At 53.1% G+C, this 15,011-nt stretch carries 15 protein-coding genes; 13 read left to right on the top strand and 2 right to left on the bottom strand.

The features are described from left to right. Window positions 1-24: 24 nt before the first annotated feature. From MKZ24_RS30065 to ilvB, 8 genes are all read left to right on the top strand, one after another. Window positions 25-483, top strand: a complete 459-nt coding sequence (locus MKZ24_RS30065) for a GAF domain-containing protein (protein WP_042233682.1) — start codon at window positions 25-27, stop codon at window positions 481-483. Beyond that, window positions 483-1,526 (top strand): PAS domain-containing sensor histidine kinase, encoded by a 1,044-nt coding sequence (locus MKZ24_RS30060; protein ID WP_042233683.1) that lies wholly within the window; start codon window positions 483-485, stop codon window positions 1,524-1,526. Before MKZ24_RS30065 ends, MKZ24_RS30060 begins: the two co-directional genes overlap by 1 nt. Before the next feature lie 28 nt (window positions 1,527-1,554). Further along, window positions 1,555-2,202 carry a response regulator transcription factor gene (locus MKZ24_RS30055; RefSeq protein ID WP_042241832.1) on the top strand — a complete coding sequence of 216 codons (648 nt, stop codon included), beginning with the start codon at window positions 1,555-1,557 and terminating at the stop codon, window positions 2,200-2,202. Window positions 2,203-2,225: 23 nt separating this feature from the next. Beyond that, the gene (locus tag MKZ24_RS30050; protein WP_042233684.1) at window positions 2,226-2,753 is read left to right on the top strand and encodes a hemerythrin domain-containing protein; all 528 of its coding nucleotides are present in this window, start codon (window positions 2,226-2,228) and stop codon (window positions 2,751-2,753) included. A 297-nt stretch (window positions 2,754-3,050) separates the two neighbouring features. Then, complete coding sequence (locus tag MKZ24_RS30045; protein ID WP_340789469.1) at window positions 3,051-4,541, top strand: MFS transporter; 1,491 nt, start codon at window positions 3,051-3,053, stop codon at window positions 4,539-4,541. A 100-nt stretch (window positions 4,542-4,641) separates the two neighbouring features. Beyond that, window positions 4,642-5,886, top strand: a complete 1,245-nt coding sequence (locus MKZ24_RS30040; RefSeq protein ID WP_445324180.1) for a molybdopterin molybdotransferase MoeA — start codon at window positions 4,642-4,644, stop codon at window positions 5,884-5,886. A 24-nt stretch (window positions 5,887-5,910) separates the two neighbouring features. Next, entirely contained in the window at window positions 5,911-6,927 is a 1,017-nt protein-coding gene (gene moaA / locus MKZ24_RS30035; protein ID WP_340789466.1) for a GTP 3',8-cyclase MoaA, read from the top strand. 84 nt (window positions 6,928-7,011) lie between these two features. After that, complete coding sequence (gene ilvB / locus MKZ24_RS30030) at window positions 7,012-8,688, top strand: biosynthetic-type acetolactate synthase large subunit (RefSeq protein WP_340789464.1); 1,677 nt, start codon at window positions 7,012-7,014, stop codon at window positions 8,686-8,688. A gap of 86 nt (window positions 8,689-8,774) precedes the next feature. Here the strand turns inward: ilvB and MKZ24_RS30025 are convergent, their stop codons facing one another. Then, a complete protein-coding gene (locus tag MKZ24_RS30025; protein WP_039309846.1) occupies window positions 8,775-9,488 on the bottom strand; it encodes a YwiC-like family protein in 714 nt (237 codons plus the stop codon). A gap of 177 nt (window positions 9,489-9,665) precedes the next feature. Between MKZ24_RS30025 and mobB the strand changes: the two genes are divergently transcribed. From mobB to MKZ24_RS30010, 3 genes are read left to right on the top strand one after another with little or no spacing between them, the layout of a single operon-like run. Beyond that, window positions 9,666-10,220: a molybdopterin-guanine dinucleotide biosynthesis protein B gene (gene mobB, locus MKZ24_RS30020; RefSeq protein ID WP_340790244.1), complete on the top strand. Its 555-nt coding sequence runs from the start codon at window positions 9,666-9,668 to the stop codon at window positions 10,218-10,220. A gap of 37 nt (window positions 10,221-10,257) precedes the next feature. Further along, on the top strand, window positions 10,258-10,872 hold the full coding sequence (mobA, locus tag MKZ24_RS30015; RefSeq protein ID WP_340789461.1) for a molybdenum cofactor guanylyltransferase: 615 nt from the start codon (window positions 10,258-10,260) through the stop codon (window positions 10,870-10,872). A gap of 4 nt (window positions 10,873-10,876) precedes the next feature. Further along, entirely contained in the window at window positions 10,877-11,362 is a 486-nt protein-coding gene (locus MKZ24_RS30010) for a molybdenum cofactor biosynthesis protein MoaE (RefSeq protein WP_042233696.1), read from the top strand. Window positions 11,363-11,519: 157 nt separating this feature from the next. On the opposite strand, the gene MKZ24_RS30005 is transcribed toward MKZ24_RS30010, so the two are convergent. Further along, window positions 11,520-13,010 carry a glycoside hydrolase family 43 protein gene (locus MKZ24_RS30005; RefSeq protein ID WP_340789460.1) on the bottom strand — a complete coding sequence of 497 codons (1,491 nt, stop codon included), beginning with the start codon at window positions 13,008-13,010 and terminating at the stop codon, window positions 11,520-11,522. Window positions 13,011-13,176: 166 nt separating this feature from the next. On the opposite strand from MKZ24_RS30005, the gene MKZ24_RS30000 reads away from it, so the two are divergent. Continuing rightward, window positions 13,177-14,082 (top strand): ArsR/SmtB family transcription factor, encoded by a 906-nt coding sequence (locus MKZ24_RS30000; RefSeq protein ID WP_340790243.1) that lies wholly within the window; start codon window positions 13,177-13,179, stop codon window positions 14,080-14,082. A 107-nt stretch (window positions 14,083-14,189) separates the two neighbouring features. Next, the gene (locus tag MKZ24_RS29995; protein WP_340789458.1) at window positions 14,190-14,897 is read left to right on the top strand and encodes a DNA alkylation repair protein; all 708 of its coding nucleotides are present in this window, start codon (window positions 14,190-14,192) and stop codon (window positions 14,895-14,897) included. Window positions 14,898-15,011 lie beyond the last annotated feature (114 nt).

Below are 15,011 nucleotides of genomic sequence, written 5' to 3'. Positions count from 1 at the left end.
CCTGTTCAAATGAGGAGAGAAACGATGAACAATAAGGTGGATTACCAAATTGAGCTTGACCGGATGCGCACAGCTTTGGGATATGACTTTATGTCGCTGGCCTTTGCCGAACCGGCGGAATATGACTATGTCATCCGGTGGAAATACGCCTCAGGCCATACAAATGACCGTTACAAACGAATTATACTTCAATCCGGCAGGGGGATTGCAGGCATCGTGTTCAAGACAGGCAAACCGTTCTTAATCCCGTCCGTGCAGACAGATGTGCAGCCGGACACCTTGTTTAACTATCCCATTACCAAGATGGAGAATCTGAGCAGCATCGGGGCTGTGCCGGTGTGGAATGATGCCCGTGTCGCAGGCGTGCTTCTTGGCGGTTTCAGGGGCGAACGGCAGGTAACCCCTGACATGCTGGGGGACCTGGACAGGGCAGCGCGTAGGGGGATTGGAGACTTGAACGGAAAGGAATTGTTGCTAAGTTGATGACACCCGGAACGGATCTGCAGAGTCTGCTCATGACGAAGCTGTTTGAGAACAGCTCGGAGGCGATGTTCTTTTTTGACCGGCAAGGGAAAGCCCTGGCCATGAATCCGGCTGCCGAGAACATCGTGGACAAGGATATTCTGAAGCAGCTGTATCAGGGGAATCCTGAGGCGCTTTGCGGGACCTGCCGGGGATACACGAGTGAGACGGAGCTCCGTACCTGCCTCAATTGTTATTTTCATACACCGGACTCCGAGGAGTTCACCTCATACCAGGTCTATCTGGAGACGAAGGATAAGGGGGTTGTCCCTTATGCCGCCACCTTTCACACCATAGATGACGAGAAGGGTATCAGAGTATTTATGCTTAGGGATCTGACCAGACAGTTCAAGACGCAAGAGAAGTTCTACCAGAACAAAATGATGAAGCATATCATTGAGGCGCAGGAGAATGAACGCAAGCGGATCTCCCGGGAGCTGCATGACAGCGTAGCCCAGGAGCTGATGAGTGCCGTGATTGATCTGCGTGTGCTGAAATATATGACAGCGGATGAGCAGCTGCTGAAGAAGATGAAGCAGACCGAGGTCTCCATGACCAGGCTTCTGAATGATATCCGCAACCTTTCGGTAGAGCTTAGGCCGGCTGCTCTGGATGATTTCGGCCTGGAGGCCGCATTCCGGTCGCACTTCAAGCGGGTGGAGCAAACCTATGGCCTGGTGATTGATTATGAGTCCCGGCTCTCCGAGAAACGGTATGGGAGTGAGATTGAAACCGTCATGTACCGTGTGTGCCAGGAAGCGGTGCTGAACGCCCTGAAGTATGCGCAGGTTGACAGTGTTAAAGTTTCCCTTACCGAAAACGACGGTGTGCTGCTGCTTCGGGTAGAGGATAAGGGAACCGGCTTTAATCAGGGTGACGAGCCGGATGGAACCGGACTTGGCCTGTTTGGCATGCAGGAGCGGGCGGAGCTGGTGGGCGGCACCTTCAGCGTAGATTCAGAGACAGGCAGGGGTACGACAATTATTTTACAGGTACCTGTATGATTTGCGCGAGGAAAGGAATGAGCTTCTGATGAAGATCGTCATTGCAGACGACCATGCGATCGTACGCAGCGGATTCTCCATGATTCTCAATTTTCAGAATGACATTGAAGTGATCGGGGCGGCGGCAGACGGCAGGGAAGCTTACACCATGGTAGCCAAATTCCGGCCGGACATTCTGATTATGGATTTAAGCATGCCTCCGGGAGAGAGCGGGCTGACCGCTACCGGCAAGATTAAAGAGGACTACCCCGATACCAAAATCCTGATTCTGACGATGCATGACGATGATGAATACCTCTTCCATGTGCTGAAGAACGGGGCCTCCGGTTATGTGCTCAAGAGTGCGCCGGACGAGGAGCTGCTGCTGGCCATCCGGACCATTTATGAAGGCGGGACCTATATTCATCCCAAGATGGCAACCTCGCTGGTCCGTGAGTTCATCAAGCAGGACAAAACCGGCGGTACAGAGGATCTGTTCGAGCTGTTATCCAAGCGGGAGCTGGAGATCCTGCCGCTCATTGCCAAAGGATACGGGAACAAGGAAATTGCCGAGAAGCTGTTCATTTCGGTGAAAACTGTGGAAGCCCACAAAGCGAAAATTATGGAGAAATTAAACCTTAAAAGCCGGCCGGAGCTGGTCGAGTATGCTTTGAGGAAAAAAATGCTGGATTTCTGACCGGCGAATGGAGGTAAGCCTTGATGCCGGAACATGCAGGGCTCAAGTTTACGGTGCCCGCCATGCGCATTCTTGAGAATGAACACCGCTATTTATCTTTTCTGATGGAAGAATGGCATGATATCGTACTTTGGTTTGAGGGGGCGCAGCCCGCTCCGGAAGAAGCCAGAGCTCAGCTTCATAAGCTGCGTAAGGCGGTTCTGGAGTTTACGGGCCCGCTGAAGAAGCATACCGTGAAGGAAGAAACACATTTTTTTCCGCTGCTGGGCCGTTACATCGGTTTTGAACAAGGGCCGCTGGTCGGCATCCAGGAGGAGCACCGCGAGATTGACGGGTATATAGGACATTTCCTGCATCACACAGAGGGCAATGCTGATCTGATGACGCTTGAGGATATTCGTGCTGCGGTGAAGGATGCAGGGGAAGCCTTTGAGGTGCTGACGGTACACTTTGTCAAAGAAGAGACGGTTATCTTTCCGATGGCTGAGCATCAGCTGAGCGCGAAGGACAAAGAGCGGTTAAGCCAACAGCTGAATACGCTTATTACTTGAGAATGCACATTTAAGAATGAATAATTATGTGATTCTGAACAGGCTGCTCCTATGGGGGGCGGCTTTTTTTGTGCACAGGAAATTAGACAACAAGAAATCCGGATAAATCGGGGGGAGGCGGCAGGAGTGAATAAGCTCTGGAGCAATGCCCCGCTGTGCGGGGTTATTTTTTTAGGGTTTCCCCTGTCAGGGAAAGGGGACTCCCCTATATCTGAGCCGGGGGACCGGCGGATACAATGAGTACAGGAAGTATTCATACGAATAATCAAGAGAATAAACGGCGAAAAGGTGAGTCGAATGATTAAAAAAGTGCAATTGCCGCTACAAACCTTAAACTTGATTACCGGATTCATGGTGTGGGTGATCATCTCTTCCCTGATGCCCTTTATTTCCGAGGACATCAGCATCCCTCCGGGAAGACTTGCGATGGTCACAGCGATTCCGGTAGTGCTTGGCTCGATTCTAAGAATTCCTTTGGGCTATTATGCGAACATTCTGGGAGCACGCGTTATTTTTATGTCCAGCTTTATCCTGCTGTTGTTTCCCGTCTTCTTCATCAGTGAAGCGTCCACGGTTACTCACTTGATTATCGGAGGCCTGTTCCTTGGAATCGGCGGGGCCGTATTCTCGGTGGGGGTGACCTCTCTGCCGAAGTATTTTCCCAAAGATAAGCATGGTCTGATCAACGGGATCTACGGAATCGGGAATATCGGGACGGCGGTCACAACCTTCTCGGCTCCGATGGTGGCGGCACAGATAGGCTGGGCCCCTGCGGTGAAAATGTATCTGATTCTGCTGCTGGTGTTTATCGCCTTGAATTTCTTCTTCGGGGACCGTCATGAGCCTAAGCTCAAAACACCGATCATTGAACAAATCAAAGGCGTATCCAAAAATGAGAAGCTCTGGCTGTTCTCCTTGTTCTATTTCATTACCTTTGGCTCCTTTGTGGCCTTCACGATTTATCTGCCTAACTTTCTGGTATCGAATTTCGGTCTGGAAAAGGTGGATGCCGGGATGCGTACAGCCGGCTTCATTGCCGTTGCGACCTTCTTCCGTCCGGTAGGCGGCTGGCTTGCCGACAAGTTCCAGCCGTTGTTCCTGCTCACCGGCACCTTCAGTATCTATACAATTGCAGCTATTATCCTGGCCTTTATGCCAGACATGGGATTATATACAGCCGGATGCCTTGCGATTGCGTTCAGTGCAGGAATCGGTAACGGAGTCATTTTCAAATTAGTCCCGCTATACTTCAATAAGCAGGCGGGTGTCGCGAACGGAATTGTATCGATGATGGGCGGCCTGGGCGGCTTTTTCCCTCCGATCATGCTGTCTGTGATATATTCGGCGACCGGGCAATATTCCATCGGGTTCATGCTGCTCTCCCAGGTGGCGCTGGCCAGTCTGGTGCTGGTCGTGTGGCTCTATTTCCAGGACCGGCTTGCGCTTACCTCTGAAGTGTTCAATTCTACCGGACAGGGGATTCTGGTTACCGATGTTTCCGGTTTGATTAAGACCGTCAATCCGGCCTTCACGAAGCTCACCGGCTATACGGAAGACGAGGTTCTCGGCAGACAGCCCAGCATTCTCAAGTCAGGCCGTCAATCCAAAGAATTCTACCGCGTCATGTGGGGGGAGGTCAGGGACAAGGGAATGTGGCAGGGGGAGATCTGGAACAGGCGCAAGAACGGGGAAGAGTATCTGCAGTGGCTCAACATCAGCGCTGTGAAGGATGACACCGGCGAGGATGTCCGGTATGTAGGCACATTCAGCGATATTACGCAGAAATAACCGGATGAAGTGGCGTTGCACCGCAGCAGCCAATCCCTTTCCATACAGGACGGCATAGCCGGTTCTGCTGGGTCCGGCATCAAGTTAGGAGCAGATGAAGGTGGAAAAGACCAGAAATCCGGTTACCGTGGCGGAGGCTGTATTCCGGGTAACCGAAAGAGTGTGCCGCACAGGTACAGAAAGAGTCCCGCTTGCCGCAAGCTATGGACGCATCCTGGCAGAGCCGCTGACGGCAACCCATGATGTTCCGCATTTTACGCGGTCCCCCTATGACGGGTATGCAATTGCTTCGGCAGATTCAGCCGGTGCTTCCGGCAACAGCCGGATCAGCTTCACGGTTGTAGATCATATCGGCGCAGGGGAGATATCTCAGGTTACGCTTGGGGCATTCGAAGCCGTCCGTCTGATGACGGGAGCCGCGCTGCCGGCGGGTGCCGATGCGGTAGTCATGTTCGAACAGGCCTCGGATGCGGGCCGGACGTTTACCATCCGCAAAGCCTTTGCGCCGCAGGAGAATCTGTCCCTGCAGGGTGAAGATATGCGGTCAGGCGAAAGGATCGTTCCGGCAGGCAGCTTCATTCATCCCGGAACTGTGGCGCTGCTGGCTACCTTCGGGTATGGGGAGGTACGGGTCGGCAAGCGGCCGGTTGTAGGCATATTGTCAACGGGAAGCGAACTGCTGGAGGTGACGGCTCCGCTCGTACCCGGTAGAATCCGCAACAGCAACGGGCCGATGATCGCTGCCCAGCTCGCCCGGATGGGTATTCCTTACCGGATGTACGATACGGCAGCGGACCAGCTGGAAGAATGCCTGCTGACGGTCCGGCAGGCGATGACAGAAACAGACTGCCTGATCACCACAGGCGGCGTATCCGTCGGCGACTATGACTACTTGCCGGAAATATACAAGCGCCTCGGGGCCGATGTGCTGTTCAACAAGGTGGCGATGCGTCCGGGCAGTGTGACTACAGTCGCGGTTGCCGGGGAGAAGTGCTTGTTCGGATTGTCCGGCAATCCGTCGGCGTGCTTCACAGGCTTCGAGCTGTTTGTCAGGCCCGCCCTGCTCACGATGATGGGGGCAGATAAAGTCTATCTGCCGCGTACGACAGCCGTACTGGCAGAGGATTTCTTGAAGGCCAATCCGTTCACCCGGTTTATCCGGGCTGTTCATGACCGGACCTCGGTGCGTCCCGCCGGCTTCAACAAATCGAATGCGGTATCTTCCATCGCACGCGGCAATTCGCTGATTGTGCTGCCTGGCGGGACAAGAGGTTATGCTGCAGGGGATCCTGTGGATGTACTGCTCCTCGGCGTTGAGGAAGGTACGGACGAATGGGTGCTGTAAGCTTACACGAAGGGAGATAGACCTATGACTGCTCATCCATTGCAGGACCAGCTGCGGCGGCCGATCCATGATTTGCGGATTTCGGTAACGGACCGGTGTAATTTCCGCTGTTCCTACTGCATGCCGAAGGAAGTGTTCGGTGAGGATTATGCCTTCCTCCCGGCAAGCGGGCTGCTTACCTTTGCAGAAATTCTCCGGCTGACGAAGCTCTTCGTCTCCCTTGGCGTAAGCAAAATCAGGCTTACCGGAGGCGAGCCGCTCATGCGTCGGAGCCTGCCCGAGCTTGTTGCCGGAATCCACGCTATCCGTGGTGTCGAAGATATGGGGCTGACGACGAACGGGGTACTGCTGGGCGGGCAGGCATTGCCGCTCTATGCTGCGGGACTCCGCAGGCTGAATGTCAGCCTGGATGCTCTGGAGCCTGAGCTGTTCGGCAGAATGAACGGGCGGGGTTACAAGCCTGGAGCGATTTTAAGGCATATTGATAATGCCGTAGCAGCCGGCTTTGAGGTCAAAGTAAACATGGTGGTACAAAGAGGGGTGAACGAATCGGAGATTGTGCCGATGGCGGCCTACTTCAAGGATAGAAATATAACGCTGCGCTTCATCGAATTCATGGATGCCGGCAACGACAACGGCTGGAGCTATGAGAAGGTCGTTACCAAAAAAGAAATTCTGGAGCGCCTCCAAGGTGCTTTTGTGCTGGAAGCCCTGGAGCACCATTATTTCGGCGAGGTTGCGCAGCGTTATGGCTACAAAGGCAGTCAGGCGCAGATCGGCTTTATCACTTCCGTATCCGAATCCTTCTGCTCCTCCTGCACGCGGGCTCGGCTGTCTTCCGACGGCAAGCTGTATACCTGCCTGTTCGCATCGGAGGGCTTTGATCTCAGGGCAATGCTCCGCAGCGGTGCGGATGATCAACGTCTGCTGGCTGCCATCAGGGATGTCTGGGAGAAGCGCGCTGACCGCTATTCCGATGAGCGGACAGAACAGACCGCGGGGAACAGAACCAAGATCAGCATGTCCTACATTGGAGGTTAAGCACAGAACGCATTATTCAGCGGTTGAGCGGGCAGGAATGCAGCCTGAAACTACATTGTATATGACGGGAGACGAACTGAACTTATGAACGGAGCACAGCTGCTGATTGAGATGCTGATCGAGAAAAAGATTGAGACCCTGTTCGGCTACCCCGGCGGTGCCGTATTGCCTATATACGACGCGCTCTATGATTGTGACCGGATTCAGCATGTGCTGGTCAGACACGAGCAGGCTGCGGTCCATGCTGCGGACGGATACGCAAGAGCGACGGGACGCCCGGGGGTAGCCCTTGTTACCAGCGGTCCTGGAGCAACCAATGCCGTCACCGGAATTGCTACCGCCTTCATGGATTCGGTTCCGTTAATTGTCCTTACCGGCCAGGTATCCACCGAGCTTATTGGTCTGGACAGCTTTCAGGAAGTGGATATTTACGGGATGACGATGCCGGTTACGAAACACAATTATATCGTAAGGGAGATCAAGGAGCTTCCAAGAATTATACATGAGGCGTTCCATGTGGCCACAACAGGACGGCCCGGTCCGGTTCTGATCGATCTGCCGAAGAATGTCATGAATGCGGAATTCACTGCAGCAGGTGACTCCTCCGGCCAGTCCTCACCGCCAGCTATCCGGGGGTACCAGACCGATTATTTCATAGACCCGGCGGATATTCAGCTGGCGGCAGAGCGGCTGAACCGTGCGCAGCGGCCGCTTGTGCTTATTGGCGGAGGCTGCATTCAAGGGGAGACCCCGGCACTCCTGAAGGAATTCGCCGAGCAGCTGGGACTTCCTGTAGCCAGCACGCTGATGGGCCTCGGAGCTTTCCCGTCCGGACACTCCCAGCATCTGGGCATGGTCGGGATGCATGGGACAGTAGCTGCCAACCGTGCACTCCAGGGTGCTGACGTTGTGCTATGTCTCGGTGTGCGGTTCAGTGACCGGGTAACGGGCAACCGGAAGGCGTTCTCGCCGGGTTCCTATAAAATTCAAGTGGATCTGGATACCTCCGAGCTGAACAAGAACATTCCCATAGATCTTGCGGTCACCGGTTCGTGTGCAGATTTCCTTAGCGGATTACGGGGACAAGTACAGGAAGCGGAGCATTCTGCCTGGGATCAGCAGATCATGGCCTGGCTGAAGCGTCCGGTGAAATCAAGCAAGAGCCAGGATGCCAGGATGACTCCCCAGGAAGTTATCGGATGCATTCAAAAGGCTACAGCGGGCGATGCGATTATAGCCACAGATGTCGGCCAGCATCAGATATGGACGGCTACGCATTACCAGTTCTCGGAAGCACGGTCGTTCCTGACCTCCGGCGGACTGGGCACCATGGGGTACGGCTTGCCTGCTGCAATCGGCGCCGCTGTTGCTTTTCCTGACCGCCATGTGGTTTGTATTACAGGCGACGGAAGCTTTCAGATGAATATGCAGGAGATTATGACGGCTGTAGATCATGGGCTGAACGTCAAGGTTGCGATCTTTAAGAATGGGTATCTGGGGATGGTAAGACAGTGGCAGCAGCTGTTTCTGGGCCGGCGGTATTCTTCGGTGCGGATCAGCTCGCCGGATTTTGTCGCCTTGGCGGAGTCCTTCGGCGCCCACGGGTTCCGGGCACGCACGCTTGCTGAAGCGGAGCAGATTATCCGGCTAGCGCTGCATACGGAGGGGCTTGTCGTGATGGAATTCGATATCACCGAGGAGAGCAATGTATATCCCATTGTGCCGCCGGGATCGAGCAATCAGGATATGATCGTGGAATAGCATGATGCAGCAATCAGGAAGCTCCTCTACCGTGATGACCGGCAGAACAGCTTCCTGATTTTATACTTTTGGGGTTATTGTATACACTAGAAGTAGAGCACAAGCACAGACACATATAACATAACGGAGAAGCCGATCTCGATGATTCCGGTACGTTTGGCAGTGATGCCCGTCTTAGGCAGGATGGCCGCCCGCAGGAGCAGGATTAGCAGCGGAACCAGCAGAGACGGAAACAGGAAGAGTCCGGCTGCTGCAACCAGCAGATGATAGAGCACCGAGCCGTAATAGAAGCGGATATTGTTCCGTTCACGGATGACGGTTTTGACATATAATGCGGTTCCTGTGAAGTACAGCACGGCCAGCACGAACAGCTCGGTCGCAGTCTGCCAGCTCCCGCCCTGGCCAACATAGAAGACCGGATAGATGATCAGGCAGAAGGCCACTATGGCCGAGATGTCATTGAGCAGGGCACGTTCATTTTTGGTTCTGGCATAATAGAGATTCACAGCGAACAAAGGCACGAGCGGCAGAACAAACCATAACAGCACAGGCTCAGCCGCCACCAGATAGATGATCAAAGGGAGCAGCAGAATGCCATACAGCTTCAAGGGCTGGGCATAACGCTTGAATTTCCTTGTCTTCACCCCCTGCAGCAAAGGAAAACTGAACAAATAGATCAGCAGCCAGCAGACAAACAGCGGGATATGTATAAGCTGCCCCCGGGATGCGGCTACCCCGAACAGAAAGGGCAGAACGAGCATCGCCCAGGCGCCGTGCTGGTTAGGAATATATTTCTTCATACTAAACATGACCTCCTACCCTGAACTATCATGGCATGTGAGGATGCCAGACTCCTTAACTATACTTTTTTTGATGGGGGACGCGGGTGATTTGAAGCACATGATATGCGCTGCTCCCCAGGGTTATTGGGTTATCACTGAACGTTATTATGACGAAGGAGAGGCTGCAACGTGACTATGGAATCTCATCATGCAGCAGTACGGGGACAGGTTCCTGTACTGCAAATTGTCGGTTATAAGAATAGCGGAAAAACAACCCTGGCCTGCCGCATAATCCGCGCCTTATCCGCCCGTGGGCTGCGTGTCGGGTCGGCCAAACATGATGCTCACTACTTTGAATTGGATGATCCGGGCACAGACAGCAGCAAGCATCTGCTGCATGGTGCAGTTGAAGCTGTACTGACCTCGTCAGAGGCTACAAGAATCATGCGGAGGTCCGAAACCTCATTGGAAGACATCGCAGCATCTATGTACGGTAAGGTTGATCTGCTGGTTGCAGAAGGCTTCAAGTCTGCGGATTATCCCAAAATCGCATTGATCCGCAATGCAGACGAGATGATTCTGCTGCGAAACCAGACTGCGAATATATGCCTATGGCTGAGCTGGGAGGAAAACGCGGTTGAGCACCGTGCAGCCTCTCCGGTCAGCCCGAATACTATCCCTGTACTGCCTCTGCAGGATCAAGCGCTTATTGATGAAGAAGTTCTTTCTCTGGCTTTGTCACTTCTCTAATCCAATGGAGCCGGAATACTTACGGGAGGTGCTTGATTTGCTGACTGGAATCATACTGGCAGGCGGACAAAATTCCCGGATGAAGGGCCAGAATAAAGCGCTCCTGACCTATCAAGGGGAGCGTTTCGTGGATAGACAGCTGAAGGAAATGCGAACCGTCTGCTCTAAAATAATTGTTGTTACGAACGATGCTTCTCCGTACATGGATTACCCTCCCCAAGGAGGTATCCGGTATCTTCCGGATATCTGTGCGGGGCATGGACCGATGAGCGGGTTTCATGCTGCTTTTGCCGGGGTGGAGACGGAATATGCCTGGGTTGTGGGCTGTGATATCCCTAAGATTTCCGCTCCCGCCGCTTCGTGGATGCTTATACGGCTCATGGAAGGGAACTATGAGGCTGTTCTTCCCCTGATGAATGGCAGACATCAGATGCTCCATGGGGTATACCGGCCGCACCGGATCCTGGCAGATATTATTGAACGAATGGATACACGGCAGTACCGGCTATCCGGATTATTAGATTCGATGCACTGGTTAGGGGTAGACAAGGACGATCTTGCTGGTGCGGGTATACATGAGGATTTCACTGCAGATATTGATACACCTGAGCAGTATAAGGACTTGCTGCACGCAGATAAGGAAAGGGAGTGATCACTTGGGCAGTTCATTATTCGAAATTACAGATAACCCGATTCAGCCGCAGGCGGTGTCTGATAAAGTTCTGCGGAGAGAAGCAGGAGCTGTCACTTTATTCATAGGTACGGTAAGGGAGCTCACGCAGGGTAAGCGGACATTATATCTTGAATATGAAGCGTATCCGCTTATGGCGCTCACGCAATTGGAACGCATCGGGCAGGAGGTCAGTGAACGCTGGCCGGATACCAGGGTTGCTGTGACACATCGGGTAGGAAAGCTTGAAATTATGGATATCGCTGTGGTGATCGCTGTATCTTCGCCGCACCGTAAGGCTGCTTACGAGGCAAATGAATATGTGATAGACCGGATTAAACAGATTGTACCGATCTGGAAAAAAGAAACGGGCGAAGACGGCAAAGCATGGATTGGCGACCAGCTGAATCAATGTGCTTATCCGGAAGGCCGGCCCCTCTTGCCGGATATTCCTGTGGAAGACAGGAAGTAAAGAAGCCGCAATTCGCGATCCGATGAACTATCGGATCGCTGATCTGAATGCATTAAGGGAGCTCCCGTAACGGGGCTCCCTGTTTTTTTATATCCCGGATATACGCAAAGCGGTGCAGAGATAGAGCGCGGATACCCGCAGGCTCTACTTCTGCTTGTTACAAGTACTCGCACTTAAACTCTGTGAACTCCGCCGAAGCATCTTCCCCGCAAGCGTACAGTCCGATGAGTACCCCTGTAAATCCTCCGGCCACCTCGGAAGAGAGGTATCTGGTCTGGGCCGTGCCGAGGGGGATTTCACCGTGTTTACTACTAATGAAGAAGCTGTAGCGCTCCTTACCGGATTTGATCAACAGCGTGGCCTGATTGTCACTGCCCAGATCGACTTCATGCTGGATGGATTTCACATCTCCAATATTGAGGCGTTCGATCACCCGGTACTGCGCCCCGTCTTGGCGGATTGCCAGATCATAATGATGATTCTCATCCATATAGAGTGTGAAGCCGGCTTCTCCGCCTGTGAGCGTTACGTTGCAGGAAATCACCGCGTCGAAATCCCGTTGGCGGAGGCCTATAAAGGTCGGGGATGCCGGAACATCCAGCGTTACTTCTGTGCCTTGTAACGTCAGCTTGTCTTGTCCCAGTAGATAATTCTCTGTAGCCGGATGGCGGAGATAAGCCCAGTCCAGATTCCAGTCGGTATTCTCAAAAGTATAGCTCTTCTTCTCCTGCTGAACCACTGTGTCCGGAATGCGGTCAGTCTCGAAGCTCAGGAGAACCGTTCCGTTATGCCCGGCTGTAAACCAGCCGTCTTCGCCGAAGGTCACCGGAGTCAGGAACACTTCCCGGCCCAGATGGTGGTAAGTGAGCCAGCGTCCGGTTTGCCTGAATCCCAGATGCAAGAGCCACCAGTTCCCTGCGTCATCCTGGATCAGATCGCTGTGCCCGACACCCTGCAGCTCGTAACCGCCCAGATTGCGGTTGGTCAGGACAGGATTCTCCGCATAGGCTTCGAACGGGCCGGAAGGGGAAGTCCCCCGCGCATAAGTCGCCATATGTCCGTATTCGGTTCCGCCTTCGGCTGCGAGCAGGTAGTAATACCCGTTGATTTTATAGAGATGAGGGCTTTCCAGATAACGTCCCCCCGTTCCCTGCCAGATAGACTGGCTTGGCGATAGCTTGCTGCCCGTTTCAATGTTAATTTCACACTGAATCACACCTGGAGTGCCGTTATCGTCCAACCCGTTGCTCATAAATAAAGTCTTGCCGTCTTCGAAATACAAATCCGGATCGATTCCGCCCTGATCGACATAGACCGGTTCCGACCATTCGCCGTAAATATCGTCCGTCCAGATATAGAAGTTCTGGTGGGTCGTGTCATTGGTAGTCACCATGTAGAAACGGCCGTTATTGTGGCGGATGGTAGGGGCGAACACGCCGCCCGAGCTGCTCACCGTACCCAGCTGGATCTGGCTCCCGCGGGTCAGGCAATGGCCGATTTGCTTCCAGTTAAGCAGGTCCGTGCTCTCGAAGATGGGCACTCCAGGGAAATACTGAAAGGAGCTGCAGACCATATAATAGATGCCGTCCACTTTGCATACGCTGGGGTCAGGGTAGAAGCCTTTGATTACCGGATTGTTGTATTTCATACATACACCTCTTCTATAAATTCATATATATATAAATTCAATATGATCACTTCTAAGGAAATTAAACACCAACTTGAGATTCATAGCAATAGATTAAGCTTGTCTGCGGGATTTAAATCGGTTAAATTAATAGAAATATGAATTCAGTGATCAGGAGAAAATCATGATGATAAAAGCGGACGGGAAACCGGAGTACATGCCTTTATACGAGGCGCTGGCCAGTGAAGTCAGGTGGAGAATTATGAGCCTCATTGCCGAGTGTGAAATGAATGTGAAGGATATCGCGGATAAGCTTGCGCTCAGCCCGTCCATCGTTACCCTGCACATCCGGAAGCTCGAAGCCGCAGGGCTGACCGGAAGCCGCAGGGTCCGGCTGAACGGGGGGACGCATAAGCTGTGCTTCCTCAAAGCAGCAAGCATTGATATCCAGCTGCCGTCTTCCCGCAAGGACGCGAAGATGCTCGAGCAGAGCATTTCTGTGGGTCATTATACGGCGTTTGAAGTTCATCCAACCTGCGGGCTGGGTACACATGAGATGGAGATCGGGGTATGGGATGATCCGCGTTATTTTCTGGATCCTGAGCGGGTTAATGCTGCGATTCTATGGTTTGGCAGAGGATACGTGGAGTATAAAATGCCCAACTATCTGGCCGCCGGCCAGACGGCGGACTTCCTTGAAATATCCATGGAGCTGGCTTCGGAAGCGCCTGGCTTAAGAGACGAATGGCCGTCGGATATCGGCTTCACGTTTAACGGTGTGTTCCTTGGAGCCTGGACTAGTCCGGCGGATTTCGGCAGAGCGGCACGCGGCAGATATACGCCGGAATGGTGGCACCGGAATGTGAATCAGTACGGGCTGCTCAAGACGATCCGCATTGACGCTTCGGGTACTTTTATAGATGGAGTGAAGATGTCGGAGGTGACCATTCAGGAGGTGAAGCTGCATGAGCCGTTCTGGACGCTTCGGTTCACGGTGGACGAGCAGGCAGAACATGTAGGCGGATTGACGCTGTATGGGGCGGGCTTCGGCAATCACGACCAGGATATTGTGGTTCGGGTGTATCTCCGGTAGGTTGCGGCAGAACAGGCAGTACAGTACACTTTCAGTAACCGGTGATGCCGGTCAGGCTTAAGGGATCACTTTGAAGAGAATACTTCGGATAAAGGGAGTGTTATATAATGAACGCAGAAATGGTCATGCAGGAGCTGGAAGAGCTCGGTAAGGAACGAACCAAGAAAATATACAGCTCGAATGGCGCGCAGGAACCGCTTTTTGGTGTAGCTACCGGGGCGATGAAGCCGATTTTCAAAAAAACTAAAATTAATCAGCCGCTGGCTGAAGAGTTATATGCGACGGGGAATTATGACGCGATGTATTTTGCCGGGATCATTGCCGACCCTAACGGGATGACGGAAGCCGATTACGACCGGTGGATGGACGGGGCTTATTTCTATATGCTGTCTGATTTCGTGGTGGCCGTAACTCTGGCGGAGGCGGATATTGCCCAGCAGGTTGCTGATAAATGGATCGCGAGCGGGGAGGACCTGAGAATATCGGCGGGCTGGAGCTGTTACTGCTGGCTGCTGGGAAGCCGCCCGGATAAGGAATTCTCTGAGAGCAAGCTGGCCGGTATGCTGGAGCTGGTGAGCAAGAGTATACATGAGGCGCCGGAGCGTACCAAATATTCAATGAACAACTTCCTGTACACCGTAGCCGTATCCTATTCGCCGCTGCATGATCTGGCAACGGAGACGGCGAAAAGGATAGGCCCGGTAGAGGTGGGCAAGGACAAGCCTGCAGGCAAATTCATTAATGCCTACGACAATATACAAAAGGCGGTCGAAAAAGGCCGCGTCGGATTTAAACGCAAGCATGTGCGGTGCTAGGAAGGTATCCGCTGAATCTAGTACTTTAATTAACATCTGCCTCCTGACGTGGGCAGGTGTTTTTTTGTTGGGGCGGAGTTCACGATTTGTAAGCCGTCTGCAAAATACGTTCCA

The organism is Paenibacillus sp. FSL R7-0297, assembly GCF_038009025.1.
GTDB lineage: Bacteria > Bacillota > Bacilli > Paenibacillales > Paenibacillaceae > Paenibacillus_AQ.
The sequence above is the reverse complement of the archived record's forward strand: the minus strand, read 5'-3'. Positions and strand labels throughout refer to the sequence as shown.

Excerpts from the sequence above, each read along its gene's own strand:
- MKZ24_RS30065 (WP_042233682.1), top strand. The coding sequence starts at position 25 with ATGAACAATAAGGTGGATTACCAAATTGAGCTTGACCGGATGCGCACA.
- MKZ24_RS30060 (WP_042233683.1), top strand. The coding sequence starts at position 483 with ATGACACCCGGAACGGATCTGCAGAGTCTGCTCATGACGAAGCTGTTT.
- MKZ24_RS30055 (WP_042241832.1), top strand. The coding sequence starts at position 1,555 with ATGAAGATCGTCATTGCAGACGACCATGCGATCGTACGCAGCGGATTC.
- MKZ24_RS30050 (WP_042233684.1), top strand. The coding sequence starts at position 2,226 with ATGCCGGAACATGCAGGGCTCAAGTTTACGGTGCCCGCCATGCGCATT.
- MKZ24_RS30045 (WP_340789469.1), top strand. The coding sequence starts at position 3,051 with ATGATTAAAAAAGTGCAATTGCCGCTACAAACCTTAAACTTGATTACC.
- moaA (WP_340789466.1), top strand. The coding sequence starts at position 5,911 with ATGACTGCTCATCCATTGCAGGACCAGCTGCGGCGGCCGATCCATGAT.
- ilvB (WP_340789464.1), top strand. The coding sequence starts at position 7,012 with ATGAACGGAGCACAGCTGCTGATTGAGATGCTGATCGAGAAAAAGATT.
- MKZ24_RS30025 (WP_039309846.1), bottom strand. The coding sequence starts at position 9,488 with ATGAAGAAATATATTCCTAACCAGCACGGCGCCTGGGCGATGCTCGTT.
- mobB (WP_340790244.1), top strand. The coding sequence starts at position 9,666 with ATGGAATCTCATCATGCAGCAGTACGGGGACAGGTTCCTGTACTGCAA.
- MKZ24_RS30005 (WP_340789460.1), bottom strand. The coding sequence starts at position 13,010 with ATGAAATACAACAATCCGGTAATCAAAGGCTTCTACCCTGACCCCAGC.
- MKZ24_RS30000 (WP_340790243.1), top strand. The coding sequence starts at position 13,177 with ATGATAAAAGCGGACGGGAAACCGGAGTACATGCCTTTATACGAGGCG.
- MKZ24_RS29995 (WP_340789458.1), top strand. The coding sequence starts at position 14,190 with ATGAACGCAGAAATGGTCATGCAGGAGCTGGAAGAGCTCGGTAAGGAA.